The organism is Paraburkholderia sp. BL23I1N1 (assembly GCF_003610295.1).
Taxonomy (GTDB): Bacteria; Pseudomonadota; Gammaproteobacteria; order Burkholderiales; family Burkholderiaceae; genus Paraburkholderia.
In genome coordinates this window covers 6,293,920-6,317,878 of the sequence record NZ_RAPV01000001.1, presented here as the reverse complement: position 1 = coordinate 6,317,878, position 23,959 = coordinate 6,293,920, and the positions used below count along the sequence as shown (strand labels likewise).

Here is a 23,959-nt window from a genome sequence, read left to right as displayed (position 1 = left end):
TCGATGGGTAAGCCAATGGCGCTGCCCGCCAGCGTCTCGCTCGACCGCACGCTGGCCGCGCTAGCCGATCCCAACCGGCGTCAGGTGGTCGATCTGCTCAGCCAGCAACCCATGCGCGCGGGCGAACTCGCGCAAGCCACCGGCCTTTCACCGCAGGCGATGAGCCGGCATCTGCGGGTGCTGCGCTCGAGCGAGCTGATCGAGGAATCGCACGACGGCGTCGATGCGCGCGTGCGTCTCTACGTGCTGCGATCGGCGCCGATGAGCGAACTCAAGGCATGGCTCGAACGGACCGAAACGTTGTGGTCCGAGCAACTGCTGTCGTTCAAGGCGCATCTGGAGCAGCAGGAATGAGTTCGCGCGTGCAGGTGTCGCTACGGGTGGCGGCAACGCCGCTGCGCGCATTCGATGTGTTCACGCGCGAGATCGGCGCATGGTGGCGGCCGAACGGGCTATTTCAGTTCACGCCGCGAGGCGCGGGCGTGCTGTCGTTCGAGCGGACCGCGGATTCCCTCGTGCCGGGGGAATCTGGACGCCTCATCGAAACGCAGGCGGACGGCAGCGTCTTCGAGATCGGCCTCGTCACGGTCTGGGAGCCGGGTGAGCGTCTGGCATTCGGGTGGCATCAGGCCAGTTTCACCGATGCGCAGCACACGCATGTCGACGTGTGTTTCGAAGCAGTGGGCGACGAAACGCGCGTAACGGTCGAGCATCGCGGCTGGGATACGGTGCCGCAGGATCACGTGGCGCGTCATCATTTCCCCGAGCGTGTCTTTCTGCTGCGGCACGGTGAATGGTGGCAGGCTTTGCTGGCGTCTCTGCGTGCTGAAGTACAAACCGCGGCGCCGCCAGGCTGAGCGCCTGACGCGCCGTTCAGCTTTCCGTCAACGTGTGGCGATAGCCGCGGCGACACCGGCCATGACCGTGGCACTGGCGCGGTTGGTGAGCCTGACCGCGCGGCGGGTGGTCAGCAGTTTGCGCGCACGGGTGGCGAGCAGCGCCCAGCCGAAATCGACGGCCATCAGCACGATCAGCATGGTGAGCGTCAGTTCGAACCATGCAACGGTGCCGATGCGCGACAGATCGATGATGGTCGGCAGCAACGCGAGGTAGAACATCATGATCTTCGGGTTGCCGAGCGTCACCAGCATGCCGGCGACAAACATGCGCCACGGCGACTGGCCGCTCGGCAAGTCGCTGCCCTGTACGTCGGCCGGTGCGCGCCACATCTTCCATGCAAGAAACAGCAGATAGGCGACGCCGACGAATTTCAGCGCGATGAACACCATGCCGAAGCTGCGTGCGATCACCGCGAGGCCGGCCACTGCGCAAGAGAGCCACAACGCTTCGCCGAGCCACATGGCGGCGAGAAACGGCAATACGTCGCGAAAGCCGTTGGTCAGCACGCGCGCGACCAGCGCGGCGATGCTGGGGCCCGGCGTGCCAGCGGCGATGATCAGCGCCAGCGCGAAAACGAGCAAAGCAGACAGCGACATAACGTTTCTCCGCGATATTCAATGAGCACGCAACCTTCGGCTCAGTGAGCGCGCAACCTTCGGGTCAATGGGCACGCAACCTTCGGTTGACGAAGCGCCACACGGCGCTCACCAGCAGCGATCCTACACCGAGCGAGACACCGAGCAGCACGATCGAACTCATATGATCGCGCACCAGCGGCACGTTGCCGAACAGATAGCCGGCCGCCACCAGCGACACGATCCATAGCGCCGCGCCGGCCGTGACGAACGACACGAAGCGTGCAAACGTCATGCGCGAAACGCCCGCGACGAACGGCGCGAACGTGCGCACGACGGCAATGAACGGCGACAGTAGAAAGGTCAGGCCGCCGCGTGCTTCGTAAAACGCATGCGCTTTACGCAGTGCATTCTTGTCGAGCCAGCGGTAGTCCGCGGTATAGACCTTTTCGCCGATCGCGCGGCCGATCGCATAGTCGACGATGCTGCCGGCCACGGTGGCGGCGAACAGTACGGGGATCACAAGCCACACGTTCAGCGCGCCGGTGGCGGCGAGACCGCCACAAATGAAAATCAGCGGATCGCCGGGTAGAAAGAATAACGGCAGAAAGCCGATCTCGACGAACACCACGAGAAACAGCATCGCGTAGACGGCGGTGCCGTATTGCACGATCAAACTGCTCAGGTGCTGGTCGAAGTGCAGGGCGACCTGCAGCACATGCATGAGATCCATCTTGGTTCGAAAGAGATTGAAGTGTTCAGGAGTTTAGTCCCGTGGCGGCGCGGGCACTTGTTAATTTCACCGCGGCGATGTCAATATCGAGGCGGGTCTTCCAGATTCGTACCTAATAAAATTGACGAAACGCGTATGCACCACACTTCAAACATCACGTTCCGCCTTGCCGCACCGCACGATGCGAGCGCTATCCGTACGATCGAATTCGAGGCCGGTCAGCGTTTTGTCAGCGTCGGCATGACCGGTATCGCCGATGCACCGCCGATGGAGCTGGCGATCGTCGAGCGCAAGATCGACGCGCAGGAAATCGTCGTCGCCGTGGATGCCGATGAGACTTGTGTGGGATTCGTCATGTTCGAGCCGCAACCTGCCTATTTCTATATTCAGGAACTCGACGTGCAGACTTCGCATGCCGGCCAGCGCCTTGGCGCGAGGCTGATCGAGCAGGTCGCGCAACTCGCGCGTGCGCAACAGGTTATGCAACTTACCTTGTCGACGTTTCGCGAGGTGCCGTGGAACGCGCCGTATTATCGGCGGCTCGGCTTTCGCGATATCGCGGAGGCCGATCTCGACGCGGTGCTGATCGCGCGGCGCGAAGCGCATATCGCGCGCGGTCTCGACGAATCGAAGCGCGTGTTCATGCGGCGTGACCTGACATGACGCGTGGGTGTAAGCGCCTGGATTGATTGTCGAGCGGGCAGTGTGCGGTGGACGCAGCCGCCAACGCATGAAAAAACGCGGCGGGCGTGGACGGATATCGTTCCGGTCACACCCGCCGCGTGGTCTTGCAGCGTGCTGCGCTGCTTATTTCTCAGCTGACTTCAACCGCTGACTTCAATCGCTTACTCGACCGCTTCCAGCGTCGGATAATCGACGTAGCCGGTTTCGCCGCGTGCGTAGTACGTGGCCGGATTCGGCTGGTTCAACGGCGCATTGGTTTCGAAGCGACGCACCAGATCCGGATTCGCGATGAACAGTTGACCCCAGGCCACCGCGTCCGCTTCACCCGCGTCGAGCACGTGCTGTGCGGTTTCCTTCGTGAACTTTTCGTTCGCGATGTACGGGCCGCCGAATTCCTTCTTGAGTTGCGGGCCGAGGCGGTCGTCGCCGAGCGCTTCGCGAGCGGCGATAAACGCAATCTTGCGCTTGCCGAGTTCGCGCGCCACGTAACCGAAGGTGGCTGCCGGATCCGAATCGCCCATGGCGTGCGCGTCGCGACGCGGTGCGAGGTGCACGCCGACACGGTTCGCGCCCCAGACGTCGATACAGGCGTCAGTGATTTCGAGCAGCAGGCGGGCGCGGTTTTCGATCGGGCCGCCGTACGCGTCGGTACGCTTGTTGGTGCTGTCCTGCAGGAACTGGTCGAGCAGGTAGCCGTTCGCGCCGTGTACTTCCACGCCGTCAAAACCCGCTGCCTTCGCGTTTTCGGCGCCCTTGCGGAACGCTTCGACCACACCGGCGATTTCGTCGAGTTCGAGTGCGCGCGGCGTGACGTACGGACGCTCCGGACGCACCAGGCTCACGTGGCCTTGCGCTGCGATCGCGCTCGGCGCAACCGGCAGTTCGCCGTTCAGGAACAGCGGGTCCGAAATACGGCCGACGTGCCACAGCTGCAGGAAGATCTTGCCGCCCGCTGCGTGCACGGCGTTCGTGACGATCTTCCAGCCTTCCACCTGTTCCTGCGACCAGATGCCCGGCGTTTCGGCGTAACCGACACCTTGCGGCGTGACGGAAGTCGCCTCGCTGATGATCAGGCCGGCGGTGGCGCGTTCGGCGTAGTACTTCGCCATCAGCGCGTTCGGCACGCGGATTTCTTCAGCGCGCTGACGCGTGAGCGGCGCCATGATGATGCGGTTCGACAACGTAATGTCGCCAATCTGGAGCGGATCAAAAAGAGTCGGCATATAGGTTCACCTTGGTGGCGGGCGCGAGGCCCGAGCCTTAAAAAACTGCATGATGAAAGAAGCGAAAAAAAGCGCGGCGATGCGGACGATGCGTTCAGAGCCCGGTATTCATGTGCTCGAGAAACGCCTGAATGACGGCCTCGTTGCGTTTGAAAAACACCCATTGACCGACCCGCTTCGACGTGACGAGCCCCGCACGCTGCAAGGCGGCGAGATGTGCCGACACCGTGGACTGCGACAGGCCGCAGCGCGCATCGATCTTGCCGGCACACACGCCCTGATCGAGCGGCAGGTCCTGGTCGGAGAAATGCGCATACGGCTCGCGCAGCCAACCGAGAATCTCCCGGCGTACGGGGTTGGCGAGCGCTTTGTGAATCGCGTCGATATCGAGCGTCATGTGGGGCGGCTTTTGGGTCATCACCTTCAGCTAACTAACAACAGGGCCGGTGTGGCGCCGGTTGGCGGCCACGCATCTGCATCGCTACAAGACGAATTATATATCGGGATTTAACGATATGAGCGAAGCCATTACTGGCTATGGGGTCGATAGTTTGGGTTATCCACAGAAAATGTTCATATCCTTGTGGACAAGTCCTGGCCGAAACCGCCAAGTGATTGAGTGCAGAGCGATTTCTGGATGGGGATAGCGAACACGCACGTCCAGGCAAGCCCAGGCAGACCGCCCGCAACCCGCCGCTCATTCCACCGGAGAGGCCAGCAGCGATACCGGCACGCCATGACAACTCACCGTGCCCACGAGTGCCGCGCCGAGTCCGGCGCTCGTTTTTGCGTGCGCATCGAACGACGACACTTCCTTGTCGACCCGCAAAATGTTGATCGGCCACGACGCCCGGGAGAGCCGTTCGTGCGCGAATGCGCCGACCCACAGCGGGGTGGTCGACGCACCGTTCGCCACGGCATAGCCGCTCGGCCAGAAGCGCAGGACGTCGCGTTCGTCGCGCGTGTCGCCGGGGCGCATGAAGACCAGCGACGAAGGCACGCCATTGTTCAGCTTCGGCAAGACCGGCAGCGCGACCGCCGCGACATTCGGCGAGGCAAGCGAAAGCAGGCTGTGTGCGGATAGGTCCGTGCCCTCGACCCATCCCTGCGCGCGCAGTTGCCCCTTGATCGAATCGAGGTCCGACACCCATTGCAGCGTGAGCGGTTCCTTGTGGTCGCCGCCCATATCGGAGCGATAGCAGGGCAGCCGCTTCCACAGCGACACGGTCCACTGCGCTTGCGTGACCAGCACGGGCGGCGGGCGCAGCATGTTGTCCGGCGGCGGCGCCGGTGAATTGACGCTCAGTTGCACGCCCACGCTCAGGAGCATTACCGCCAGAATCACGACCGGCATGAAGCCGCGAGAGGGCGGCACTTCCGGATGCCGCAAGATCGCCGTCAGCGCGACGATGGCAACCCAGATGTATGCGAGCGCGGCGCCGCCGATCGCGTCCGAGACCCAGTAACGGCCGAAGTAAAGTCCGGCGAGCGCGACCACGATCACGACCACCGTACTCGCGGTCGCCACGAACAGGCCCTCCACCATGCCGACCCGCCGCGCGAGCAGGAATGCCATGAAGCCGTAGACGATCACGGTCGCGGCGACGTGATTGCTCGGAAACACGTAAGCGTCGGACAGGAGTTCGTTGGGCGGCGCGCGGTGCATGGCGAACTGCAGCGCGAAGATCAGCAATTGAGAAAACACAACTGCGGCGAGCCAGTAGCCGATGGTGCGCCAACGTCGTTCAAACAGCATCCACACCACCACGGTCATGACCAGCGCCGTCAGCGTGAAGACGCTGCCAAGCGTCGCCAGTCCTGCAAGCACGGTATCGCTCCAGGGCGTGCGCACCGATTGCAGGAAGTGATAGACGGACAGATCGACGCTGACCAGCGGATCGCCGCTGACGACGTCTTCGAGAACGCCGAAGAAGAGCGCGCCCGATCCCAGCACGATCAGCGACGCCACTACGATGCTGCTGGCATCCGGATGTTCCGGGTCCAGCAGCCGCTGCGCGAGCCGGCCGAACGGGCCCGGGTGACGGCAAGCCCACCTTCCCAGATAGTGGCCCGCCGCGCTCGACCACGCACTGGCATGCGAGAGCAGGAAACCCATCGCGCGAAAGCTCAGCCAGACAATGCAGACCAGCAACGCGATGATGACGACGAGACGGAACGACACCGCGCCGGCGAGCAGCACCGAGGCGCCGAATACCACGCCTGGCAGGATATGCGCGGGGGCCCAGAGCAACGCCGACAGCACGTTCATCGCGTAGAAGCGCACCGGCGTCATGCCCAGCATGCCCGCTACGACCGGCACGATGGCCCGCAATGGTGCGACGAAGCGGGCGAACACGACGCCTTTGGCCCCATGCTTCTGAAAGAAGCGATGGCCTGCGTCGAGTATCTGCGGATGATTGCTGAACGGCCAGAACTGGACGATTCGGTTCTTGTAGCGCTTGCCGATCCAGAAGCTCATGCCGTCCCCGGCGACGGCGCCGGCGATTGCCCACAGGAACACCCAGCCGAGGCTCAGTGAACCCGTGCCGGCCAGCGCACCGGCGAGAAACATGGCTGTACTGCCTGGAATGAAAGTGCCGATGACCGCGATGGCCTCCAGGAAGGCCGCAAGAAAGATGACCGTGAGCGTCCACGCCGGATGACCGGCAAGCAGATGCAAAAGGTGGATATAGGCGTGCTCCATCGTGCGCGATCGGCCGTTCTGGCGTAACTGCTGATCATAACGCGCACGGCGTTCCCTCACATTGTGGCCAACCGGCATTCACTGGAATGCTGGCGCGGGATCTCACGAAGCCGTCAGCGAATCGCCGGATACGTGAACCCGCTGGCCGATCTGGACGTCCGGCTGTGTCGGGTAGCTGAAGTTGCGGTAGCTGCCGTCCTGCATGCGCACCTGGACCTGATAGGTGGTCTGCTTTCTCACGGCGTGTTCGATGCCGTTGCCGGCGAGGCCTCCGCCGACAGCGCCCGCGATGGTGGTGAGAATCTTGCCGCGTCCGCCGCCGATCTGATTGCCGACGAGTCCGCCCGCAACCGCGCCACCCAGTGCGCCGAGCCCGGTGGTCGGCTCAGGCGCCTGGACCGGATTGATGGCGACGACCTCGCCCGCATAAGGATCGGCGACCGGTCTCGCCGGTGCGGATTCATACGGCGCCTGATATCCCTGATTGTTTGCGTACCTCGGTGTGTCTGTGGGAGGCGCGCTGTGCGTATGATGAACACGCGGACGTGCCGGTGCGGCTTGCTGGACGGCTTGCTGAGCCGTTTGCTGAACCGGGGCCGGTTGGGGCGCGGCGACTGGCGCGCTCGCGACCTGAGCCGTGATCGGCGCGACAGGTTGCGCGGGCTCGGTCACTGCGTGCGAGGTTGGCAGCAGGCCGGTCATCGCCGCGATGCCGGTGGCGCTCGCAAGAATGACGGCTACCGCCGCGCCGGCGACGAGGGGATGGATGCGATTGCGTTGCGGATTGCTGGAAGTGAGGTTGGTGTTCATTGCGGGCTCCGCGGGTAGATGCCTGCAATAACGCCGCAGCAGCGCGGTCGGTGTACGCCAGTTGCGCGCTGCTTTGTAAGCATTTGTACAACTTGCCGGAAATGATTGGCCTGCTCGGAGTTCGTCGGTAAATACGTCGAGGCGAATCTTCTCGGCGATGAACAAACGTGGTCGCCGAGCAGTCTTACTGTTTGACCGGTTCCTTCATGAGCGCCTATTGCTCGACATCGCTACGATGGTATGAGGCGTTCGGTCGGGAAATTCAGCAGCATCATGGAGCAGGCTATGAAAATCGTGGCAAAGGGTATGTTGATCTCGGCGCTGATGATCGGGCTGACGGGCGTGGCTTATGCCCAGTCGGCCAATCTCGGCGCCAATGGGTTGGGCGGGTTGGGCGGTTTACAGGCAGGTGGGAGCAACGGTGCGGGCGTGGGGCAGCGGATGAGTGTGGGCACGGGCGCGGCAAGCCTTAGCCCAACGCCTGGAATAGGGACGATGGGCAGCACCCCGGCGATCGGCGGAACCGGCAGCATGGGGTCAGGTCCGGCGCTCAGCAACATGCGCGCGAACGGCACCAGCCTGAATATGAACCCGGATCCTCGTGCGCCGAACGTGGCGGGCAAGGCGTTCGGGCCGCAGTAGTCATTCAGCCTGAATCAGTTGCAGAACGATGCGCCTGGCCGACGTGAGGTGTTCCACTGTCATCGATCGCGCGAGGCGTGCGTTGCCGGCCTCGCATGCTTCGAGAATCCTGAGATGCTCGTCCTGGAAGGCCGGTGTGTCGGCGAGCAACGTACCTTGCAATCGTTCGTAGCGCTCGACCTGAGCGCGCAGTTCGCGGATCGCTTTCAATTGCCGGCCGTTGGCGCACGGGCGGTATAGCAGCTCATGAAATTCGCGATTCAGTTCGCCCTGTCTTTGCGCCGTATCGGCGTCTCCCAGAAGCCGATGAACGAGTTCGGCGCGCGATAACGTCTCGCTGTCCATGCGTTTGACTGCGTGGAAGATGGCGTCTCCTTCGAGCAACATGCGCAGGCCGTAAATCTCGTTCAGGTCGGATTCCGTCAAGGTTCGCACCACGGCGCCGCGATTGCGCATGAGCTCCACCAGTCCTTCGCCTTCGAGCTTCTGTATGGCCTCTCTCATCGGCACGCGGCTCACCCCGAACCGATCGGCGAGTTCGCGCTCGACCAGCCGTGCGCCGTCCTCCAGTTCGCCGGCCGCGATCAGCTCGCGTAGTGAGGCGGCGATGGCGTCGGCCGTCGAATCCAGTTTTGCTTCCATATGCGTCGGCCCTTGTCGTTTGGAATAATAGTATACCAAAACTGCCGGGCGCATATAGAATGCGTTCGTTGCGAATTCAATTCCGGGTCAACAGCAAAGGAGATTGGCATGGCGTACGGCGAGCACAAATACGCGGTATCGGTGCAATGGACTGGCAACCGCGGCAGCGGCACCTCGGGATACCGTGAATACGGCCGGGACCACATCATCGCTGCGGGAAGCAAGCCCGATATTCCCGGATCGTCAGACGCGGCGTTTTTCGGCGACGCGAACCGGTGGAATCCGGAAGATCTGCTGGTTGCCTCGGCGTCCGCCTGCCACAAGCTCTGGTATCTGCATCTTTGCTCGGATGCGGGTGTCGTTGTGCTGAGCTATCTCGACAACGCCGAGGGCACGATGCTCGATAGTCCGGAGCAGGGCCGCTTTTCGCAGATCGTTCTGCGCCCGCATGTCGTCATTCGGGCCGGCGGCGATCTTGAACTGGCCGGGCGTTTGCATCACGTTGCGCATGAGAAGTGCTATATCGCGAACTCGGTTAACTTTCCGATTCTGTGCGAGCCGGTTATCTCGGCGGATGGGGCGTGATGGATGTGTGGTCGTTACCGGTATCTGGTAGCGATCGCAGTGCTAATGATTAGCTAATGTATTGAAGAGCGTGGGGGGCGTGGGGACGTGGAGGGCGGCGGCCGGTTGTTTGCCCGCCGCTCGCCGAAACGTCGGGGAGCGGGCGGGCAGTACCGCTTAATGCAGCAACGTCATCTGCACGACCTTCACGACAACGAGTGCGACTGCCACAATCAGATAGCCGCGCAACACCCCCATCCAGACGCGTTTGGACAGGGTCAGTTGCGGTGCAGGCAATTCTTCGAGGGGCGGCATGCGCCACGTATTGCGGGCTTCTTTCGAAAACTGTTGCTCGCCATCGGTAACCGCGGTAACCGTAGCGTCCCCCTCTGCGAGCCGCAGCCTGCGCACCGTCACGGTTGCGGCGTAGCCGACTACAGCCAGTAGCGTGCCGCCGGCCAGCACTTCAATAATCGCTTCGCCGGTAATGTCCGGATACATCACCGATGCAGTGAGGATGATGGAGAGCATGACGAGCACCCAGACAACTGCGCCTGTAAAGACGTTGAGCTTCTTCGAATTCACCCACGGACCGAGGACGGCGCGATCGTTGCACAACAGCAGCAGGAACACCGTCGCGCTCGGAAGCAGCACGCCCGCGAGCGTCTGCACGGCTTCAGTCAGAAGACCGAGCGGGCTGCCGGGAATCAATACCAGCGCCGCCGCGGCCGCGACAATGCCGAAGTAGACGAGATAGAAGCCTTTCGCATCCGTCACGCCGCGATGCAGCGAGTGGCGAATCTTGAACACGTCGCCGATTGCATACGCGGTGGACAGCGAGACGGCGGCCGCGCCGATGATGCAGGCGTCGAGCAGCGCGACCGCGAAGAGAACCGCGGGTGTGCGTCCCGCATATTTCTCCAGGCCCGCGATCACGCCGCCCGCATCCGTGAAATTGCCGAACTCGGGCTTGCCTGCGTAGAGTGCCGCGCAGAACGAGATCATGGCCACGGCACCGATCATCACGAAGATGATGCCGATCCACAGGTCAGCTTTCTCATACTTCATGAAGCGCGGCGTGATGCGTTTGTCCACGATATAGCTCTGCTGGAAAAACAGCTGCCACGGCGCGACGGTGGTGCCGACAATACCGATCACGAGCAGCATCACATCGCTGAGTTTCGAATTGGCGGGCCAGTTCGGAATCACGAAATCGTGCGCGATCTGGCTGACCGGCGGATGAATCGACACGAGCACGGGCACGAGCAACAGGCTCAACAGACAGAGCACGACCGCGAAGCGCTCGAAACGCCGGAAATTGCCCGTACTGACCGCGGCCATCGTCACTGCGGCGGCAATGCAGACTCCGGCCACTTTCGAAATGCCGAAGAAATCCAGCACGAACGTGATGCCGATGAACTCGGTCACGATGGTGAGCGCGTTCAGGATGAACAGGTCGACAACGCTGAATGCCCCCCAGAACTTGCCGAAGCGCTCGAAGATCAGCCGGGCATGGCCGACCCCGGTCACGGCGCCGAGGCGCAGCACCATTTCCTGATTGACGAAGAGAACGGGCACGAGCAGCAGCATGGTCCACAGCAAGGTGGTTCCGTAGTTCTGTCCCGCCTGCGTGTAAGTGCCGAAAGCGCCGGCATCGTTGTCGCCGACCATCACAATGAGGCCGGGTCCGAGGATCGCGAGCAGCGTTCGGATGCGGGCCCACCAGTTATTGCGAGGTGCGGTGTCGTGATGGGCAATGGTGCCGAGCGCGCCTTTGATGTCGCCGAGATGGGCTTTGTCGAGAACGGCGCTGCGTGGTGGTGAGACGTTAATTGGAGTGGACATTTTTAGCCGCCTGAGTCGATGTGGTTTGAATGCAGTGGCGCGTCTTCGGGATCCGCTGCGCGAATGTCGTCGAATCGGATCGAGCGACGGCGGTGCATGCGGATCGCGAAGGCGTGCGGGTGCCGGTAGTGAGTCGTTATGAAACTGAGTCCGAAGCTGAGTCCGAAGCTAACTTCGAAGCCGGGTCCGAGAGCAACGCTTTGACGCGGTGCCAGGACGTGGCGAGCCAGTGCGGCTTGATGCTGTGAAGCGCGAGTGCAGCGTCGCTGTGGATATGCGTTTGCTGCAGGGTCGGTACGAGGACGGCGATGTACATGATTTTTCTCCGGGCGTATGGCTTTACGCGGTTTGCGGAAAGCCAGCAGACACGGAGCGCGACCCGCACTATGCGCGCGGCGGCGAAGGTCTACTCGCTTTCCTCAGGCAAAACAAAAATTGCGTGGCAATTGAGCGGCATAAGGGATAACTGTCACTGTCTGGCATGGCGACTCCTTAACGGTGTTGCTTATCGGCGTTGCTTATCGGCGTCGCTTGTTTGCGTCGAATAAGCACGCGTTTATCCACGCGCCCGGTCGCGCCGGCGTTCGAACGGATCGAACCGGCGTGAGCGAGCGCTGCCGCGAGCGGAGGCTCGCGACACGATGCCATACGGTTGCGCGGATGCAGGACGTGCGTAAGCACTGCGCGGCCGAATGGCGCTAGTTAAGGTGCACGGAGAGAGTTGCTACGGCGCGCACCGTCTGCCTGCTGGCAAGACGGCGGCTGAGAAAAGAGAGCGCGGACGTCGGGCCGGTCAGGCAGTGAAACTGTTCGAAGATCGACTACTGCTGGTGTCCAAGGCAATGGCCCCGTTTGTGGTGACGGGCGAATTTTATGCACTCCCGCAAGCAGAAGTCAACATGCTTCGTTAAGCGAAGCAAATATTCTTTTTTTATGTGGGGGGCAATACGTTTCGTGGTCGCTAAGGGAGCGGAGTCTTTCAGAAATGACAGGAAAGACAGGTGGGGAAGGGCGCAGGCGCAGCAGTGAATAAGCCAGGTAGGTGTCTGCCGAAAGTGCGGCCGTAAATTCGGAGTGCGATCACTTTTATGCGGTTTTTACTTGCGATTTTATAAGTGTGCCGAATACAATCCGCCCGTCTCAGCAACAGGAGTCCCTCGTGGACACATGCTCTAGTAGTGGAAGTCCGATGCCGGCCTACGCCGGCGCAATATCCGCGAGTTAGCTGCAGGATGACTCCTTCGCCGCTAACTCGCTCCGTTCGGGTTAGCGCGCTTCTTCAGTGACCGGTTTCTGTCGGTCTGCCAGTTGCACGCTCCCTCTGTTTGATCGTTATCGCATCGTTTGCGAGGCACGGTCACGTCGTCATACATCGCCCGGCGTGGCCGGGCCCGATGGGAGTGAGCTTATGTTCGTCAAATCGTCTTCGTATCGTTCGTTGGCGCGTCGCGTGCGCAGCGCCCAACCTTGTTTCGCGCAGAAAGACCCTGCAAAAACCGGGTGGTGGAAGTCGGACGGCCCCCTCGGTCTGACTTTCCTGTTGTCGTTCGGGGTAGCGCCCTCCGTGCTGGCCCAGACGCCGGTAGCGGATCAGACGCCGGCCTTGGATCAGACGCCTGCCGGAGTTCAGGCTTCCTCCGCTGAACAGACACCTGCCGCGCCCACCGGGCTCTGGGAACGCTCGAATCTGCCCGGCGATATGGGCGGGCTGCGCCCCTGGCTCGGTAACTACGGGGTGACCTTCAATCTGCAGGAAACCGGCGAGTATCTGAACAACCTGACGGGCGGCGCTAAACGGGGCGGTGCTGACGATGGACTCACCCAGTTCGGTATCGTCGTCGATACGGAAAAAGCGCTGGGATTGCCGGGCGGCGCGTTCAATGTATCGGCGTTGCAGATTCACGGCAGTAATCTGAGCCAGCGGAATCTGCTGACCCTGCAAAGCGCGAGCGGCATCGAGGCCGACGACACGACGCGGCTGTGGGAGCTCTGGTATCAGCAATCCCTGATCGGCGGAAAGGTCGACGTGAAGGTCGGGCAACAGAGTCTCGACCAGGAATTCATGGTGAGCCAGTTCGCGACGCCGTTCATCAACGCGACGTTCGGCTGGCCTGTGTTGCCGTCGGTCGACATGCCTGCGGGCGGTCCCGCTTATCCATTGTCGTCACTGGGTGTGCGGTTGCGCGCCAGGCCTTCGGATGCATGGACCGTGATGGCCGGCGTCTTCGACGGCAATCCGGCCGGCAGCGATACGGGCGACCCGCAGCAACAGAACCGCCACGGCACGAATTTCAATCTGCGTGGCGGCGCGTTGTTCATCGGGGAAGTGCAGTATGCAATCAACCCGCCCGCGGCGAACTCGCCGGGTTCGCAGGCAAGCGGGCTGCCAGGCGTCTACAAACTCGGCTTCTGGTACAACACGCAAAATTTCGCGGACCCGCGTTTCGATCGTGCCGGTTTGTCGCTGGCGAACCCGGCGAGCAGCGGTGTACCGGCGAATCATCGGGGCGACTACAGCTTCTACGCGGTTGCCGATCAGACGGTCTGGCAACGGGGCGGGGACAGCCCGCAGTCGGTGGGCGTTTTCGCGAGAGTCATGGGCGCGCCGGGCGATCGCAATCTTGTGGACCTGGGCGTGAATGCAGGTGTGACGCTCAAAGCGCCGTTCAAAGGGCGCGACAACGACGTTGCCGGATTGGCCGTCGGCTACGCGAAGATCGGCTCGCATGCTCAAGGGCTCGCAAGCGATACCGCCGCGCTGACGACGCCGGGTTATCCGTCGCGCAGCGCCGAGACTGTCGTCGAGGCGACCTACCAGTATCAGGTCGCACCGTGGTGGCAGTTGCAGGCGGACTTCCAATATGTGTTCCGTCCGGCAGGCGGTATTCCCGATCCGGGCAATCCGTCACAACGCGTTGGTAATGAAGCGATCGTCGGGTTGCGGACCAATATTCTTTTTTGAGTGGTGGGCGGTGGGCTTCATGTGCTTCAACGCGCGTCTGGATGCAGTCGTGCGTTGAAGTACCCGAGACCCGGCAGGGCGAGTGGTGGGCCATCCGGCCTTGTGGTACGTCCAGGTCCAGGGCGCTAATACGCAACTAACGGTCAAGTCCAGCTGCCACCACCGAATAACGCGACGACCGTTCCGGTGGAAACCAAAGACGGCCATCGCTCGCGTACTACGCTGCAGCTACGCAGTGAAGAGACCAGCTATGCCACTCAACGATTGCCGTCAAGCAGATCGCCGAGTATTTCGTCGAATGCGGCTTGCGCATCTTCGAGCTCCTGCAACGCGGCGTCGAACGTTTGCAGCGCGAACTGCGAAGGCTGGCCGGTGCCGGCCGGCGGGAATTGCGACTGCAGCGACGCGAAGGCCGCTTTTACCCGCGTGGTTGCGGTCAATACGCGCTCCATCGCGGCTGTTTCTTCGGCTCTCGCCTTGTCGTGATCCATGAAAACTCCGTGCTCGTGTGGTCAGCTCGCGCCGTATCAAATGCGTGACTATGCCACGTCCGCGTTCAGGACAGCGGCAGCCCGCCGTTAGCCTTGACTTCCCGCAGCGACAAGGCCGATTCCACCGACGTCACGCCCGGCAGGCTGCGCATCTCGTCGCGCATGAAGGTGCCGTAGTCGTCGAGATCGTGCGCGACCACCTGCAGGATGTAGTCGGCGCTTCCCGACACGTTGTGGCACGCCAGAATCCGCGGGATTGCCTGCACTTCGCGTTCGAAACGGGTGGCCACCGCGCGGTCGTGCACGGCAAACCGGACGTAGACGAACGCGACCACGCCGAGGCCGAGGGCGGAGCGCGAAAGCATCGCGCGGTACTGGTCGATATAGCCGTCGTTTTCAAGGCGCTTGAGGCGGCGGGCGCAAGGCGTCTCGCTCAGGCCGACCATCTCGGCCAGCCGTGCATTCGACATGCGGCCGTCGTTCTGCAGCGCGGCGAGGATCGCGCGGTCTGTTTTATCGAGGTCGGTTGCCATGGTTTAACGGGGTTAGTGTGTGTTGGCGGAAAACTTGGATCAAAGGCAGAATGTTAGCGCATTCCTCCAAAGACGAAGCTCATACCCTTGCATTTCGCCAGCAAACCCTCCGCCGACAATAGCAAGATAGAGCCCTTAAAAACAAGAGGCTTCCATGATTTCCGCACACCTTCTGATCGTCTATATCGCTGCGCTGTTTGTGGTCTACGCCGTGCCTGGACCCGACATGGCGCTGGTTCTGCAGACCAGCATCGGACGTGGCGTGCGCAGTGGCTTTGCGGCGGCGGGCGGCCTGGGCGTGGCGCGTGCAACGCACGTCACGCTGTCGGCATGCGGGGTGGCGGCGCTGCTGCGCAGTGCGCCCTGGCTGTACGACGTGGTGCGTTACGGCGGTGCGGTTTATCTCGCGTGGGTCGGCATCCAGATCTTCCGCTCACCCGTATTCGCGTTGCCTGAAGGCGGTGTGGCGGGTGTCGAATCGCAGCCGCTGCGTGCCGCTTTCGTGAAGGGCCTGCTGACCAATCTGCTGAACCCGAAAGCGCTGCTGTTCTGCTCCGTGCTGTTGCCGCAGTTCGTGCGTCCCGCGGCCGGACCGGTTGCACTGCAGATGGTCGAACTGGGTCTGGTCCTGCTCGCGGTCGGCGCGTGTTTCGACGCCATGTATGCGATCGGCGCGGCGCGCATCGCCGGCTGGATGCGGGCGCATCCTCTCGCGCAGACACTGCAGCGTTGGACTTTCTCGGCGGCGCTGATCGGCTTTGCGTTGCGGCTCTCGCTGGACTAACTGGCCGCCGAATTCGCGGATGTCGATACGGGGTGACGCGGCGTGCATGACAGGTAGCGTGAATAGGGACCCGATGCGACAGCCGCCGCACGTGTCATGCCCGCGCGCCAGGTGAGTGTGTTAATAAAGTCGACGGACTATCTGCGCGCAAGCCGTGCATGGTCCCGCGGCCAGACAACCACTCGCTTCCCTATCTGTCGATGAAAACGTTCCTGCTTTATGTCGTGACCGCCATGGCCGAAATCATCGGGTGCTATTTGCCCTGGCGTTGGCTGAAGGAGGGCGGCTCCATCTGGCTGCTGGTTCCCGGTGCGCTCAGCCTCGCGTTGTTCGCCTGGCTGCTGACGCTGCACGGCACCGCCGCAGGCCGCGTGTATGCGGCTTACGGCGGTGTGTATGTGGCGGTGGCGATCGCGTGGTTATGGTGCGTCGACAAAGTGCGCCCCACGCTGTGGGACGCAGCGGGCGTGGCATTCACACTGGCCGGCATGGCAATCATCGCGTTCCAGCCACGCGGTTGATGCCATTACGCCTTCTTACTTGATGCCGCCGAGATAGTCGAGCTTGCCAAGCTCGACGCCGTTGTGACGCAGAATGTCGTACGCCGTCGTGACGTGAAAATAGAAGTTCGGCAACACGAAACCGAGCAGATATGACAACCCCGTGAACTCGATCGGGCCGCTGCGCATTTTCAGCGTGATCGGACGGTCTTCCGATCCGTCGATCTGTTGCGCATTGAATTCCTTCAGATAATCAATCGTCTTTTGAAGGCGGGCATCGAGTTCGTCGAAGGTCTGTTCCACGTCTTCGTACTTCGGCGCTTCGACGCCAGCCAGACGCGCGGCGCAGCCCTTCGCCGTGTCGCTCACGATCCAGACCTGGCGCATCAGCGGCAGCATGTCCGGCGCTAGCCGGGCGTTCGTGAACACGGAGGGATCGATCTGTCTCTCGGCAGCATGCGCCTCGGCCTTGCCGAGGATGACTTGCAGGTTGGTCATGCCGCGCACCAGCACGGGCAATGACGCTTGATACATCGAAATTGACATGGGGTTCCTCTGATTCTTCGATCGTGCGCGCGGGCGGCGCGCGAGCAGCTGCAACGGCTGGATTGCCGCTTCAGCATCATAGCGCGGGTGCTGCGCGATGCGCATCGCTCCAATCCGGCGTTAGCCATTCGGACAACTGCCGCACACGCTGGAACTGTGTTCGAATGCATAGGTCGGACGGTTTGGCGAAGTCCTTGAAACAGTAATCCGCCGCTGATGGCATGGCGGCGAGTTCGTGCAGGTGCGTATCGTGCGCGGGGTCTACCTTGCGCCGCGCGCCGTCACGGTCACAGGAGAATCGACATCATGGTCAATAGACAACCGCTGCCGGGAAGCGAGCGAAAGGCAGAGCAAGGTTCGACGGTCGTTGGGCAATGCGATCCGGCAGAACGGATCGAGGTTTTCGTGATACTGCGCCGTCAGCGGCAGGCGCAGTTCGACGCACTGATGAGCAAGATCGACGCGGGCGACCCGAGCGTCAAACCGCTTTCGCGTGAGGCATTTGCAAAAGATTATGGCGCCGCGCCGGACGACATTGCCAAGGTCAAAGCCTTTGCCGCTGCACACGGCTTGACGGTGGTGCGGGAAGATCCGGCCGCGCGCCAGGTATTGCTGGGTGGCACGATCGCGCAGTTCCAGGCCGCGTTCGGCGTCAAGCTGGAACATTACCAGCATCACGCGGCGGGCCAGTTCCGCGGCCGCACCGGTACGATCAGCGTGCCGGACGATCTGCACGGCGTCGTGCAAGCCGTGCTCGGGCTCGATAACCGGCCTCAGGCGCGGCCGCACTTTCGCATCCGGCCGCCGTTCCAGCCGGCTAGAGCGCATCAGACGTCCTTCACGCCGCCACAGCTCGCGTCGCTGTATCAGTTTCCGCAAGGCGACGGCAGCGGCGAATGCGTAGGCATCATCGAACTCGGCGGTGGGTACAACACGTCCGACCTGACGAGTTATTTTGCGAGCCTTGGCGTTGCTTCACCGAAGGTGAAATCGGTCGGTGTCGATCAGGGCAGCAACCAACCGAGCGGCGACCCGAACGGGCCCGACGGCGAGGTCACGCTCGACATCGAAATCGTCGGTGCGATCGTGCCTGGCGCGACGATCGCAGTCTATTTCACGCAGAACAGCGACGCCGGTTTTATCGACGCGGTGAGCCGCGCTATTCATGACACGACCAACAAACCCTCGGTGATCTCGATCAGTTGGGGCGGCCCGGAGTCGAACTGGACCAGCCAGTCGTTGCAAGCATTCAACAGCCTGCTGCAAACGGCCGCGGCCCTGGGTGTGACTGTCTGCGCGGCGTCGGGCGATAGCGGTTCGAGCGACGGTTCCGGCGGCGATCAGGTCGACTTCCCGGCGTCGAGCCCTTATGTGCTGGCATGCGGCGGCACGAGTCTGACCGCGTCGGGCACCTCGTTCTCTGAAGTCGTGTGGAACGATGGCGCACAGGGCGGCGCGGGCGGTGGTGGCGTGAGCCGGGCCTTTCCGGTCCCGGTGTGGCAACAAGGCTTGTCGTCCACTTCGTCGAGCGGCGCCAGCACGCCGCTCAGCGGGCGCGGCGTGCCGGACGTGGCCGGCGATGCGTCGCCCATCACCGGCTATAGCGTATTGATCGACGGCACGCAGACGGTGGTCGGCGGCACTAGTGCGGTTGCACCGCTGTGGGCGGCGCTGATCGCGCGGATCAACGCGGTCAAGGGACAACCGGCCGGTTTCATCAACCCGAAGCTGTACAAGGCGCCGGGCGCGTGCAATGACATCACGCAGGGCAACAACGGCAGCTTCGCCGCGTCGCCGGGCTGGGATGCGTGCACGGGACTCGGCAGTCCCAATGGTCAGAAGGTGTCGGCGGCACTATAGTCTGAAAAGTCGCGGAACGTTTCGGGCGACGCCTGGCTGATCGTCAGTTCAGGCGTTCACCGCCGTCCGCGCTCATTCCACAGTGCGCCACGTTCAAGCCGCAGACGCTACGGTGCATGGCCTCAGGAGACGCAGGCAACGCAGGACGCACAAGACACATCAAGACGTTAACGAACCATGGAGCGATCATGACGAACACCGAGTCAGCTTCCGTTAGTCCGCAGTCGTCACACAACTCGCATGCTTCGCCCGCAGCGGCCGCCGCCGGGGCGTCGCACAAAGCAGGCGATCAGCCGTTCTTCGATCCGGTTGCGTACGGCAACGGGCCGGACGATTCCGTCACCGATATCACGGAGACGGCCGCGATTACGCACCACTCAACCACGATCGGCGGCCAGAAGATCAACTACACGGCAACCGCGGGTCACCTCGTGATCGTCGACCCGAGCAGCTCGCAGCCCGAAGCCAAAATGTTCTACGTCGCGTTCACGCAGGACAATCAGAAGGAGGAAACCCGCCCGGTGACTTTCTTCTACAACGGCGGCCCAGGTTCGTCTTCGGTGTTCGTCCTGCTGGGCTCGTTCGCGCCGCGCCGCATCAAGACGTCGATGCCGGGCTTTACGCCGCCGGCGCCGTACTCGATGGAAGACAACCCGGATAGTCTGCTCGACAAGAGCGACCTCATCTTCATCAATCCGGTCGGCACCGGCTACTCGGCGGCGATCGCGCCGAAAAAGAATCGCGACTTCTGGGGTGTCGACCAGGACGCGGACTCGATCAAGCAGTTCATCAAGCGCTTTCTCACCAAAAACAATCGCTGGAATTCGCCGAAGTACCTGTTCGGCGAGTCGTACGGCACGGCGCGCAGTTGCGTGCTGGCGTACCGGCTGCATGAAGACGGCGTCGATCTGAACGGCATCACGCTGCAATCGTCCATTCTCGACTACACGCAAGCCGGCAACCCGGTCGGCGCGTTGCCCACGACCGCCGCGGACGCGTGGTATCACAAGAAGCTCGGCATTGCGCCGCGGCCGACCGACCTCGGCACGTTTGCCGAAGAAGTGGCGCAATTCGCGCGCACCGACTATCTGGCGGCGCTGCGCAAGTTTCCGACCACGGATTCCGCAACGGTCGAAAAACTCAGCGAATACACCGGTATCGACAAAACTACCTTGCTCGCCTGGAGTCTGGATATCGCGTCGTACGACAGCCGTGGTAATTCGCTGTTCCTGACCACGTTGCTGAAAGCACAGGGCCTCGCGCTCGGCGAGTACGACGGCCGCGTGACGGCGATCAACACCGGCATCGCCGGCAAGATCGATCCGAATTCCGGTGGCAACGATCCGACCATGACGGCGGTGACCGGCGTCTACACGACGATGTGGAACGTGTATCTGAACGAGCAGTTGAAATACACGTCGAATTCGGCGTTCACGGACCTCAACGATCAGGCATTCCAGTTTTGGGACTTCGGCCATATCGATCCGACTGGCGCGCAGAAGGGGCTCGACGCGAAGGGCAACATCATTCTGTACACCGCCGGCGATCTTGCTGCGGTGATGGCGCTCAATCCTGACCTGAAGGTGCTCTCCGCGAACGGTTTCTTCGACTACGTCACGCCGTTCTATCAGACCGTGCTCGACTTGCAGCAAATGCCGCTTGTCAGCCAGCAGGTCCGGCAGAACCTGTCGGCGCGTTTTTATCCGTCGGGGCATATGGTCTATCTCGACGGTGGCTCGCGTACCGCGCTCAAAGCGGATCTCGCCAGGATGTATGATGCGACGGTGTCCAATATCCAGGCGCTTGGGCGTATCCGCGCCTTGCAGGCCCGGGTGGCGAGACCCGACTGACGTAACTTGCTTGTGGAGCGGTGCGCGAGCGGCTTCGCAGGCAGCGGCGTTTTCTTTGTCCTGGGGTTCGGCGCGGTCTTGCAACGTGCATTCGTGTACGACAAGACCGCGCCGGCAGGCAACTGCGAGCGCATCTGGATGCATCGTTCCGGACCTGCGCAAGTGCACCTTTATCGCGCAGGGATATTGAATGTGTTTTAATTAGTCTGCGAATTAAACTACTGCGCGCCGCAGCCGGCGCGCCGACGAATGAACGCAGGCATGGCAGACAGGCGTCGCATCATCCATTTCAGCGACGCAACCGGCAGTACCTATCCGCCGATTCCGGCAAATCCGTCGACGCTCGTGCGCCGGTGCGGCGCCGCGCGTCCCGCCCGCAAGGTGCGTTTTGCGATCCTGCTCGGCTTTGCCGCGTTACTCGCACTGCGCGTCGGTCAAGTCTGGGCACAGGAATCGGCAATGCTCGACGAGCGCGTCACGCAGGAGTCAGTCGGCGAAACGATTTGCCGCCCCGGCTATGCGGACACGGTCGCACCGCCGTTCGATGAGTTGATGGCACACAAAGACCGCATGCTTGCCGCGCGCGGCATCGATGCCGGCAACGGTCCGGCTTTCGCGCTGGACAGGCGTGTGCCCATTGTGCTCGGCGGCTCGCCGAATGCACCCTCCAATCTCGATCTTCTGCCGTGGGCAGGGCAGCAAGGCGAGCGTCGCAAGGCGCGCGCCGCGGTCATGCTCAAACGCTGCGTTTGCGAAGGGAAGTTGAGCCTCGCGGAGGCGCAAGCCGCGATTGTCGGTAACTGGTCTGTGGTGTATTCGGGCTTCAGCCAAACGTCTTGCGACGTGAGTCGTCTCGATGTCGCGACCGGCGACAGCATCGGACGAGGCGACGGTCGCGATAGTCGCGATAGCGCGCCGTGAGCCCGCCTGCCTCCGTCTGCATTGACCGGGTTGCTCATTCACGCCGCGCTGGTAGTGCTTCGCCCCAACTTATTCTCGGAGAATCGCCATGATCCATTCACGCCTCGCCGCACTGGCGCTCAGTTTGGGCTGTCTGCTCGGCAGCGCTGCGGCGCTTGCTGCTGAACCCGTGCGCTGCGGCAGCGCCGACTCGCTGCGGATTCGCGGCGACGTGCCCGGGGCAATCAGTTTTGACGTCTATCAACAACTGCGGCCGTTGAACGCGCAGCGCGTCGCGTTGTTCCAGGCGACCGGCGAAGTGAAACGCCTGCCGGACGGTTTGGCGGTGTGTGAAATCGCCGACGACGGCGTCGACGATCCGTCCGCCGTGCTGGTTCACGTGCCGGAAGGCAAGAATGCGTGGTGGGTGAGTGCCGCCAACGTGCAAGCGGCGGACTGATCCCGACGATCAGCCCGCCCTTTGCGCACGTCCCCCGCAGGATGCCGGCGGCGATGCGTGTCGCGACCCGGTTTTGCGTCCAGCGTCCGCGTCTGGCGCGCATGCCGGGTCTGCACCACTGAATGAACATGTGTTTTGCTATTTTTACGGCTGCTTATTCAGGTACAGTGCATTAACGGAAGTTTTAAAGTCCGTTTTTACGACATTGTGTCGCATCGCTTTTGTTGTCGATTGTGGCTATCCTGAAAACAGGACGAATTTCGAAGGGGAGATTTAAATGATTGCCTTCTATCTGTCATTGGCTGCTTTGGCTGCGGCCGGCGCAGCATTGATCCGCCAACTCGCGGCGGCTCAGGCGAAACAGCGTGCAGCACTGCGCCCGGTGCGGGTGCATGGCGCGGATCGTAGCGCGCGCAGAGGGTAGGCGGCATGAACCTGATCGTGCGCAATATCGCGGAATCGTGCAGCGAGCAGGAAGTGCGGGAATTCCTCAAGCGTGAGCTTGGCCATTACGCGAAAAATGTCGAGGTGGTCGACGCTGGGAAACCCAGTGCCTACGCCACGGTGGAGTTGGACGCGGACGTGCCGTACGTGGGCGAGGTGATCGCGCGGCAGATTCACGGCAAGCATTTGGGTGGATTGGCGCTCGAGGCCAGCGCGGATCTATTCAGCGACGACGAGTCTCCGCCTGCTCATTGAGCCTGTCGTAGCTGCGCGTGCCGAATGCTTCAAGTGCTTCGAATGCGTCCAGTGAGGGAGAACGCACTGCGTCTGGCGCATTGCCAACACGCATCCTCCCCGCACATTCCGGTTGTTACCTTCCTTTTCTCATTCCCCGTCTGTCTTCACCGGCCAATCGAACGGTGTGTAGGGCAACGCCCGCTTGTGCTGCGTGGCATCGTAGAAGCGTAAGACGATCCCACGCGCGGCGTCGCTAACGGGTTTGCCTTCCAGAAAGTCGTCGATTTCGTCGTAAGGGATGCCGTACGCGTCCTCGTCCGGCCGCAGTGGGCGCAACATTTCCAGGTCGGCGGTCGGCACTTTGTGCGTCAGCGTTTCAGGTGCGCCCAAGGCTTTCGACAGTGCTCGCACACGACGCTTGTTCAGGCCGGTGAGCGGCAGCACATCGGCGCCACCGTCGCCGAACTTCGTGAAAAATCCCATCACCGATTCGGCCGCGTGGTCCGTGCCGATTACCACGCCGGCCCGCGCGCCGGCTACCGCATATTGCGCAATCATTCGCTGCCGCGCCTTGATATTGCCGTGGACGAAATCCTGCTGCGCGTCGCCGTTAAATTGCACGCCGCTGTTATTCAACGCGGCGAGCATTGCGTCGGCTGCAGGTTTGATATCGATGGTGAGATTTTCGTCCGCGCGAATAAAACTCAAGGCTTGCTGCGCGTCGGCCTCATCTTTTTGCACGCCGTACGGCAATCGGACCGCGACGAAACGCGCGTCGTAGTGTTCGTTGCGCAGCCGTTCGACCGCGAGTTGCGCAAGCCGCCCGGCGGTAGTTGAATCGACGCCGCCGCTAATGCCGAGCACGTAGGTTTTCAGGCCGCTGCTACGCAAATAATTCGCCAGGAAATCGACCCGGCGCTCGATTTCCTGTGCGGCGTCGAACTCGGCGGCGACGTGCATTTCCACGGCAATGCTTGCCTGGTGTGCGGCTGGGTCCTGTTGCGTCATGTTCCTCTTTTCTCCGTATGCAGTAGCGTGAGTGTCAACCATGAACGCTTGCGCGGATTGCA

General features: G+C 62.2%; 27 protein-coding genes. 14 read left to right on the top strand and 13 right to left on the bottom strand.

The features are described from left to right. Positions 1 to 3: 3 nt before the first annotated feature. Positions 4 to 354, top strand: a complete 351-nt coding sequence (locus B0G76_RS29630) for a helix-turn-helix transcriptional regulator (RefSeq protein ID WP_259460760.1) — start codon at positions 4 to 6, stop codon at positions 352 to 354. Next, positions 351 to 857 (top strand): SRPBCC family protein, encoded by a 507-nt coding sequence (locus B0G76_RS29625; protein ID WP_120295617.1) that lies wholly within the window; start codon positions 351 to 353, stop codon positions 855 to 857. Before B0G76_RS29630 ends, B0G76_RS29625 begins: the two co-directional genes overlap by 4 nt. Positions 858 to 884: 27 nt before the next feature. On the opposite strand, the gene B0G76_RS29620 is transcribed toward B0G76_RS29625, so the two are convergent. Further along, positions 885 to 1,496: a LysE family translocator gene (locus B0G76_RS29620; protein ID WP_120295616.1), complete on the bottom strand. Its 612-nt coding sequence runs from the start codon at positions 1,494 to 1,496 to the stop codon at positions 885 to 887. A gap of 64 nt (positions 1,497 to 1,560) precedes the next feature. Continuing rightward, positions 1,561 to 2,208: a VTT domain-containing protein gene (locus tag B0G76_RS29615; protein WP_120295615.1), complete on the bottom strand. Its 648-nt coding sequence runs from the start codon at positions 2,206 to 2,208 to the stop codon at positions 1,561 to 1,563. 135 nt (positions 2,209 to 2,343) lie between these two features. Between B0G76_RS29615 and B0G76_RS29610 the strand changes: the two genes are divergently transcribed. Next, entirely contained in the window at positions 2,344 to 2,871 is a 528-nt protein-coding gene (locus tag B0G76_RS29610) for a GNAT family N-acetyltransferase (protein WP_120295614.1), read from the top strand. 182 nt (positions 2,872 to 3,053) lie between these two features. On the opposite strand, the gene B0G76_RS29605 is transcribed toward B0G76_RS29610, so the two are convergent. The 4 genes from B0G76_RS29605 to B0G76_RS29590 form a co-directional block, all read right to left on the bottom strand. Continuing rightward, complete coding sequence (locus tag B0G76_RS29605; protein WP_120295613.1) at positions 3,054 to 4,115, bottom strand: alkene reductase; 1,062 nt, start codon at positions 4,113 to 4,115, stop codon at positions 3,054 to 3,056. Between the two features lie 94 nt (positions 4,116 to 4,209). Then, on the bottom strand, positions 4,210 to 4,512 hold the full coding sequence (locus B0G76_RS29600) for a helix-turn-helix transcriptional regulator (RefSeq protein WP_120295612.1): 303 nt from the start codon (positions 4,510 to 4,512) through the stop codon (positions 4,210 to 4,212). 300 nt (positions 4,513 to 4,812) lie between these two features. Then, on the bottom strand, positions 4,813 to 6,819 hold the full coding sequence (locus B0G76_RS29595) for a bifunctional DedA family/phosphatase PAP2 family protein (RefSeq protein ID WP_120296909.1): 2,007 nt from the start codon (positions 6,817 to 6,819) through the stop codon (positions 4,813 to 4,815). Positions 6,820 to 6,921: 102 nt separating this feature from the next. After that, positions 6,922 to 7,629 carry a glycine zipper 2TM domain-containing protein gene (locus B0G76_RS29590; RefSeq protein ID WP_120295611.1) on the bottom strand — a complete coding sequence of 236 codons (708 nt, stop codon included), beginning with the start codon at positions 7,627 to 7,629 and terminating at the stop codon, positions 6,922 to 6,924. Positions 7,630 to 7,914: 285 nt separating this feature from the next. On the opposite strand from B0G76_RS29590, the gene B0G76_RS29585 reads away from it, so the two are divergent. Further along, positions 7,915 to 8,271 (top strand): hypothetical protein, encoded by a 357-nt coding sequence (locus B0G76_RS29585; RefSeq protein WP_120296908.1) that lies wholly within the window; start codon positions 7,915 to 7,917, stop codon positions 8,269 to 8,271. On the opposite strand, the gene B0G76_RS29580 is transcribed toward B0G76_RS29585, so the two are convergent. Further along, complete coding sequence (locus tag B0G76_RS29580) at positions 8,272 to 8,913, bottom strand: GntR family transcriptional regulator (RefSeq protein WP_120295610.1); 642 nt, start codon at positions 8,911 to 8,913, stop codon at positions 8,272 to 8,274. A gap of 108 nt (positions 8,914 to 9,021) precedes the next feature. Between B0G76_RS29580 and B0G76_RS29575 the strand changes: the two genes are divergently transcribed. After that, positions 9,022 to 9,498 carry an OsmC family protein gene (locus B0G76_RS29575; protein WP_120295609.1) on the top strand — a complete coding sequence of 159 codons (477 nt, stop codon included), beginning with the start codon at positions 9,022 to 9,024 and terminating at the stop codon, positions 9,496 to 9,498. 156 nt (positions 9,499 to 9,654) lie between these two features. Here the strand turns inward: B0G76_RS29575 and B0G76_RS29570 are convergent, their stop codons facing one another. Beyond that, on the bottom strand, positions 9,655 to 11,322 hold the full coding sequence (locus B0G76_RS29570) for an NRAMP family divalent metal transporter (protein ID WP_120295608.1): 1,668 nt from the start codon (positions 11,320 to 11,322) through the stop codon (positions 9,655 to 9,657). A 136-nt stretch (positions 11,323 to 11,458) separates the two neighbouring features. Continuing rightward, on the bottom strand, positions 11,459 to 11,638 hold the full coding sequence (locus tag B0G76_RS42590) for a hypothetical protein (protein ID WP_147394103.1): 180 nt from the start codon (positions 11,636 to 11,638) through the stop codon (positions 11,459 to 11,461). 1,092 nt (positions 11,639 to 12,730) lie between these two features. Between B0G76_RS42590 and B0G76_RS29550 the strand changes: the two genes are divergently transcribed. Then, positions 12,731 to 14,284, top strand: a complete 1,554-nt coding sequence (locus B0G76_RS29550; protein WP_120295604.1) for a carbohydrate porin — start codon at positions 12,731 to 12,733, stop codon at positions 14,282 to 14,284. A 257-nt stretch (positions 14,285 to 14,541) separates the two neighbouring features. On the opposite strand, the gene B0G76_RS29545 is transcribed toward B0G76_RS29550, so the two are convergent. Further along, complete coding sequence (locus B0G76_RS29545; protein ID WP_120295603.1) at positions 14,542 to 14,775, bottom strand: hypothetical protein; 234 nt, start codon at positions 14,773 to 14,775, stop codon at positions 14,542 to 14,544. A 65-nt stretch (positions 14,776 to 14,840) separates the two neighbouring features. Further along, positions 14,841 to 15,308 (bottom strand): Lrp/AsnC family transcriptional regulator, encoded by a 468-nt coding sequence (locus B0G76_RS29540; RefSeq protein ID WP_120295602.1) that lies wholly within the window; start codon positions 15,306 to 15,308, stop codon positions 14,841 to 14,843. A 154-nt stretch (positions 15,309 to 15,462) separates the two neighbouring features. Here B0G76_RS29540 and B0G76_RS29535 point away from each other — a divergent pair, with 154 nt between their 5' ends. Beyond that, the gene (locus B0G76_RS29535; protein WP_120295601.1) at positions 15,463 to 16,092 is read left to right on the top strand and encodes a LysE family translocator; all 630 of its coding nucleotides are present in this window, start codon (positions 15,463 to 15,465) and stop codon (positions 16,090 to 16,092) included. Between the two features lie 200 nt (positions 16,093 to 16,292). Next, positions 16,293 to 16,613: a YnfA family protein gene (locus B0G76_RS29530; protein WP_120296907.1), complete on the top strand. Its 321-nt coding sequence runs from the start codon at positions 16,293 to 16,295 to the stop codon at positions 16,611 to 16,613. Between the two features lie 15 nt (positions 16,614 to 16,628). Here B0G76_RS29530 and B0G76_RS29525 read toward each other — a convergent pair whose 3' ends face one another. After that, complete coding sequence (locus B0G76_RS29525) at positions 16,629 to 17,138, bottom strand: DUF1993 family protein (protein WP_120296906.1); 510 nt, start codon at positions 17,136 to 17,138, stop codon at positions 16,629 to 16,631. 306 nt (positions 17,139 to 17,444) lie between these two features. On the opposite strand from B0G76_RS29525, the gene B0G76_RS29520 reads away from it, so the two are divergent. The 6 genes from B0G76_RS29520 (at position 17,445) to B0G76_RS29495 (ending at position 22,907) form a co-directional block, all read left to right on the top strand. Next, positions 17,445 to 18,998, top strand: a complete 1,554-nt coding sequence (locus B0G76_RS29520) for a protease pro-enzyme activation domain-containing protein (RefSeq protein WP_120295600.1) — start codon at positions 17,445 to 17,447, stop codon at positions 18,996 to 18,998. Between the two features lie 188 nt (positions 18,999 to 19,186). Then, a complete protein-coding gene (locus B0G76_RS29515) occupies positions 19,187 to 20,848 on the top strand; it encodes a S10 family peptidase (protein WP_120295599.1) in 1,662 nt (553 codons plus the stop codon). 249 nt (positions 20,849 to 21,097) lie between these two features. Next, positions 21,098 to 21,769: a hypothetical protein gene (locus B0G76_RS29505; RefSeq protein WP_120295597.1), complete on the top strand. Its 672-nt coding sequence runs from the start codon at positions 21,098 to 21,100 to the stop codon at positions 21,767 to 21,769. Between the two features lie 88 nt (positions 21,770 to 21,857). Next, positions 21,858 to 22,208 (top strand): hypothetical protein, encoded by a 351-nt coding sequence (locus B0G76_RS29500; RefSeq protein ID WP_120295596.1) that lies wholly within the window; start codon positions 21,858 to 21,860, stop codon positions 22,206 to 22,208. Positions 22,209 to 22,485: 277 nt separating this feature from the next. Beyond that, positions 22,486 to 22,632 (top strand): hypothetical protein, encoded by a 147-nt coding sequence (locus B0G76_RS43045; RefSeq protein WP_183082172.1) that lies wholly within the window; start codon positions 22,486 to 22,488, stop codon positions 22,630 to 22,632. 5 nt (positions 22,633 to 22,637) lie between these two features. After that, complete coding sequence (locus B0G76_RS29495) at positions 22,638 to 22,907, top strand: RNA-binding protein (protein ID WP_120295595.1); 270 nt, start codon at positions 22,638 to 22,640, stop codon at positions 22,905 to 22,907. A gap of 129 nt (positions 22,908 to 23,036) precedes the next feature. Here the strand turns inward: B0G76_RS29495 and nadE are convergent, their stop codons facing one another. Next, a complete protein-coding gene (gene nadE / locus B0G76_RS29490) occupies positions 23,037 to 23,897 on the bottom strand; it encodes an ammonia-dependent NAD(+) synthetase (protein ID WP_120295594.1) in 861 nt (286 codons plus the stop codon). Positions 23,898 to 23,959 lie beyond the last annotated feature (62 nt).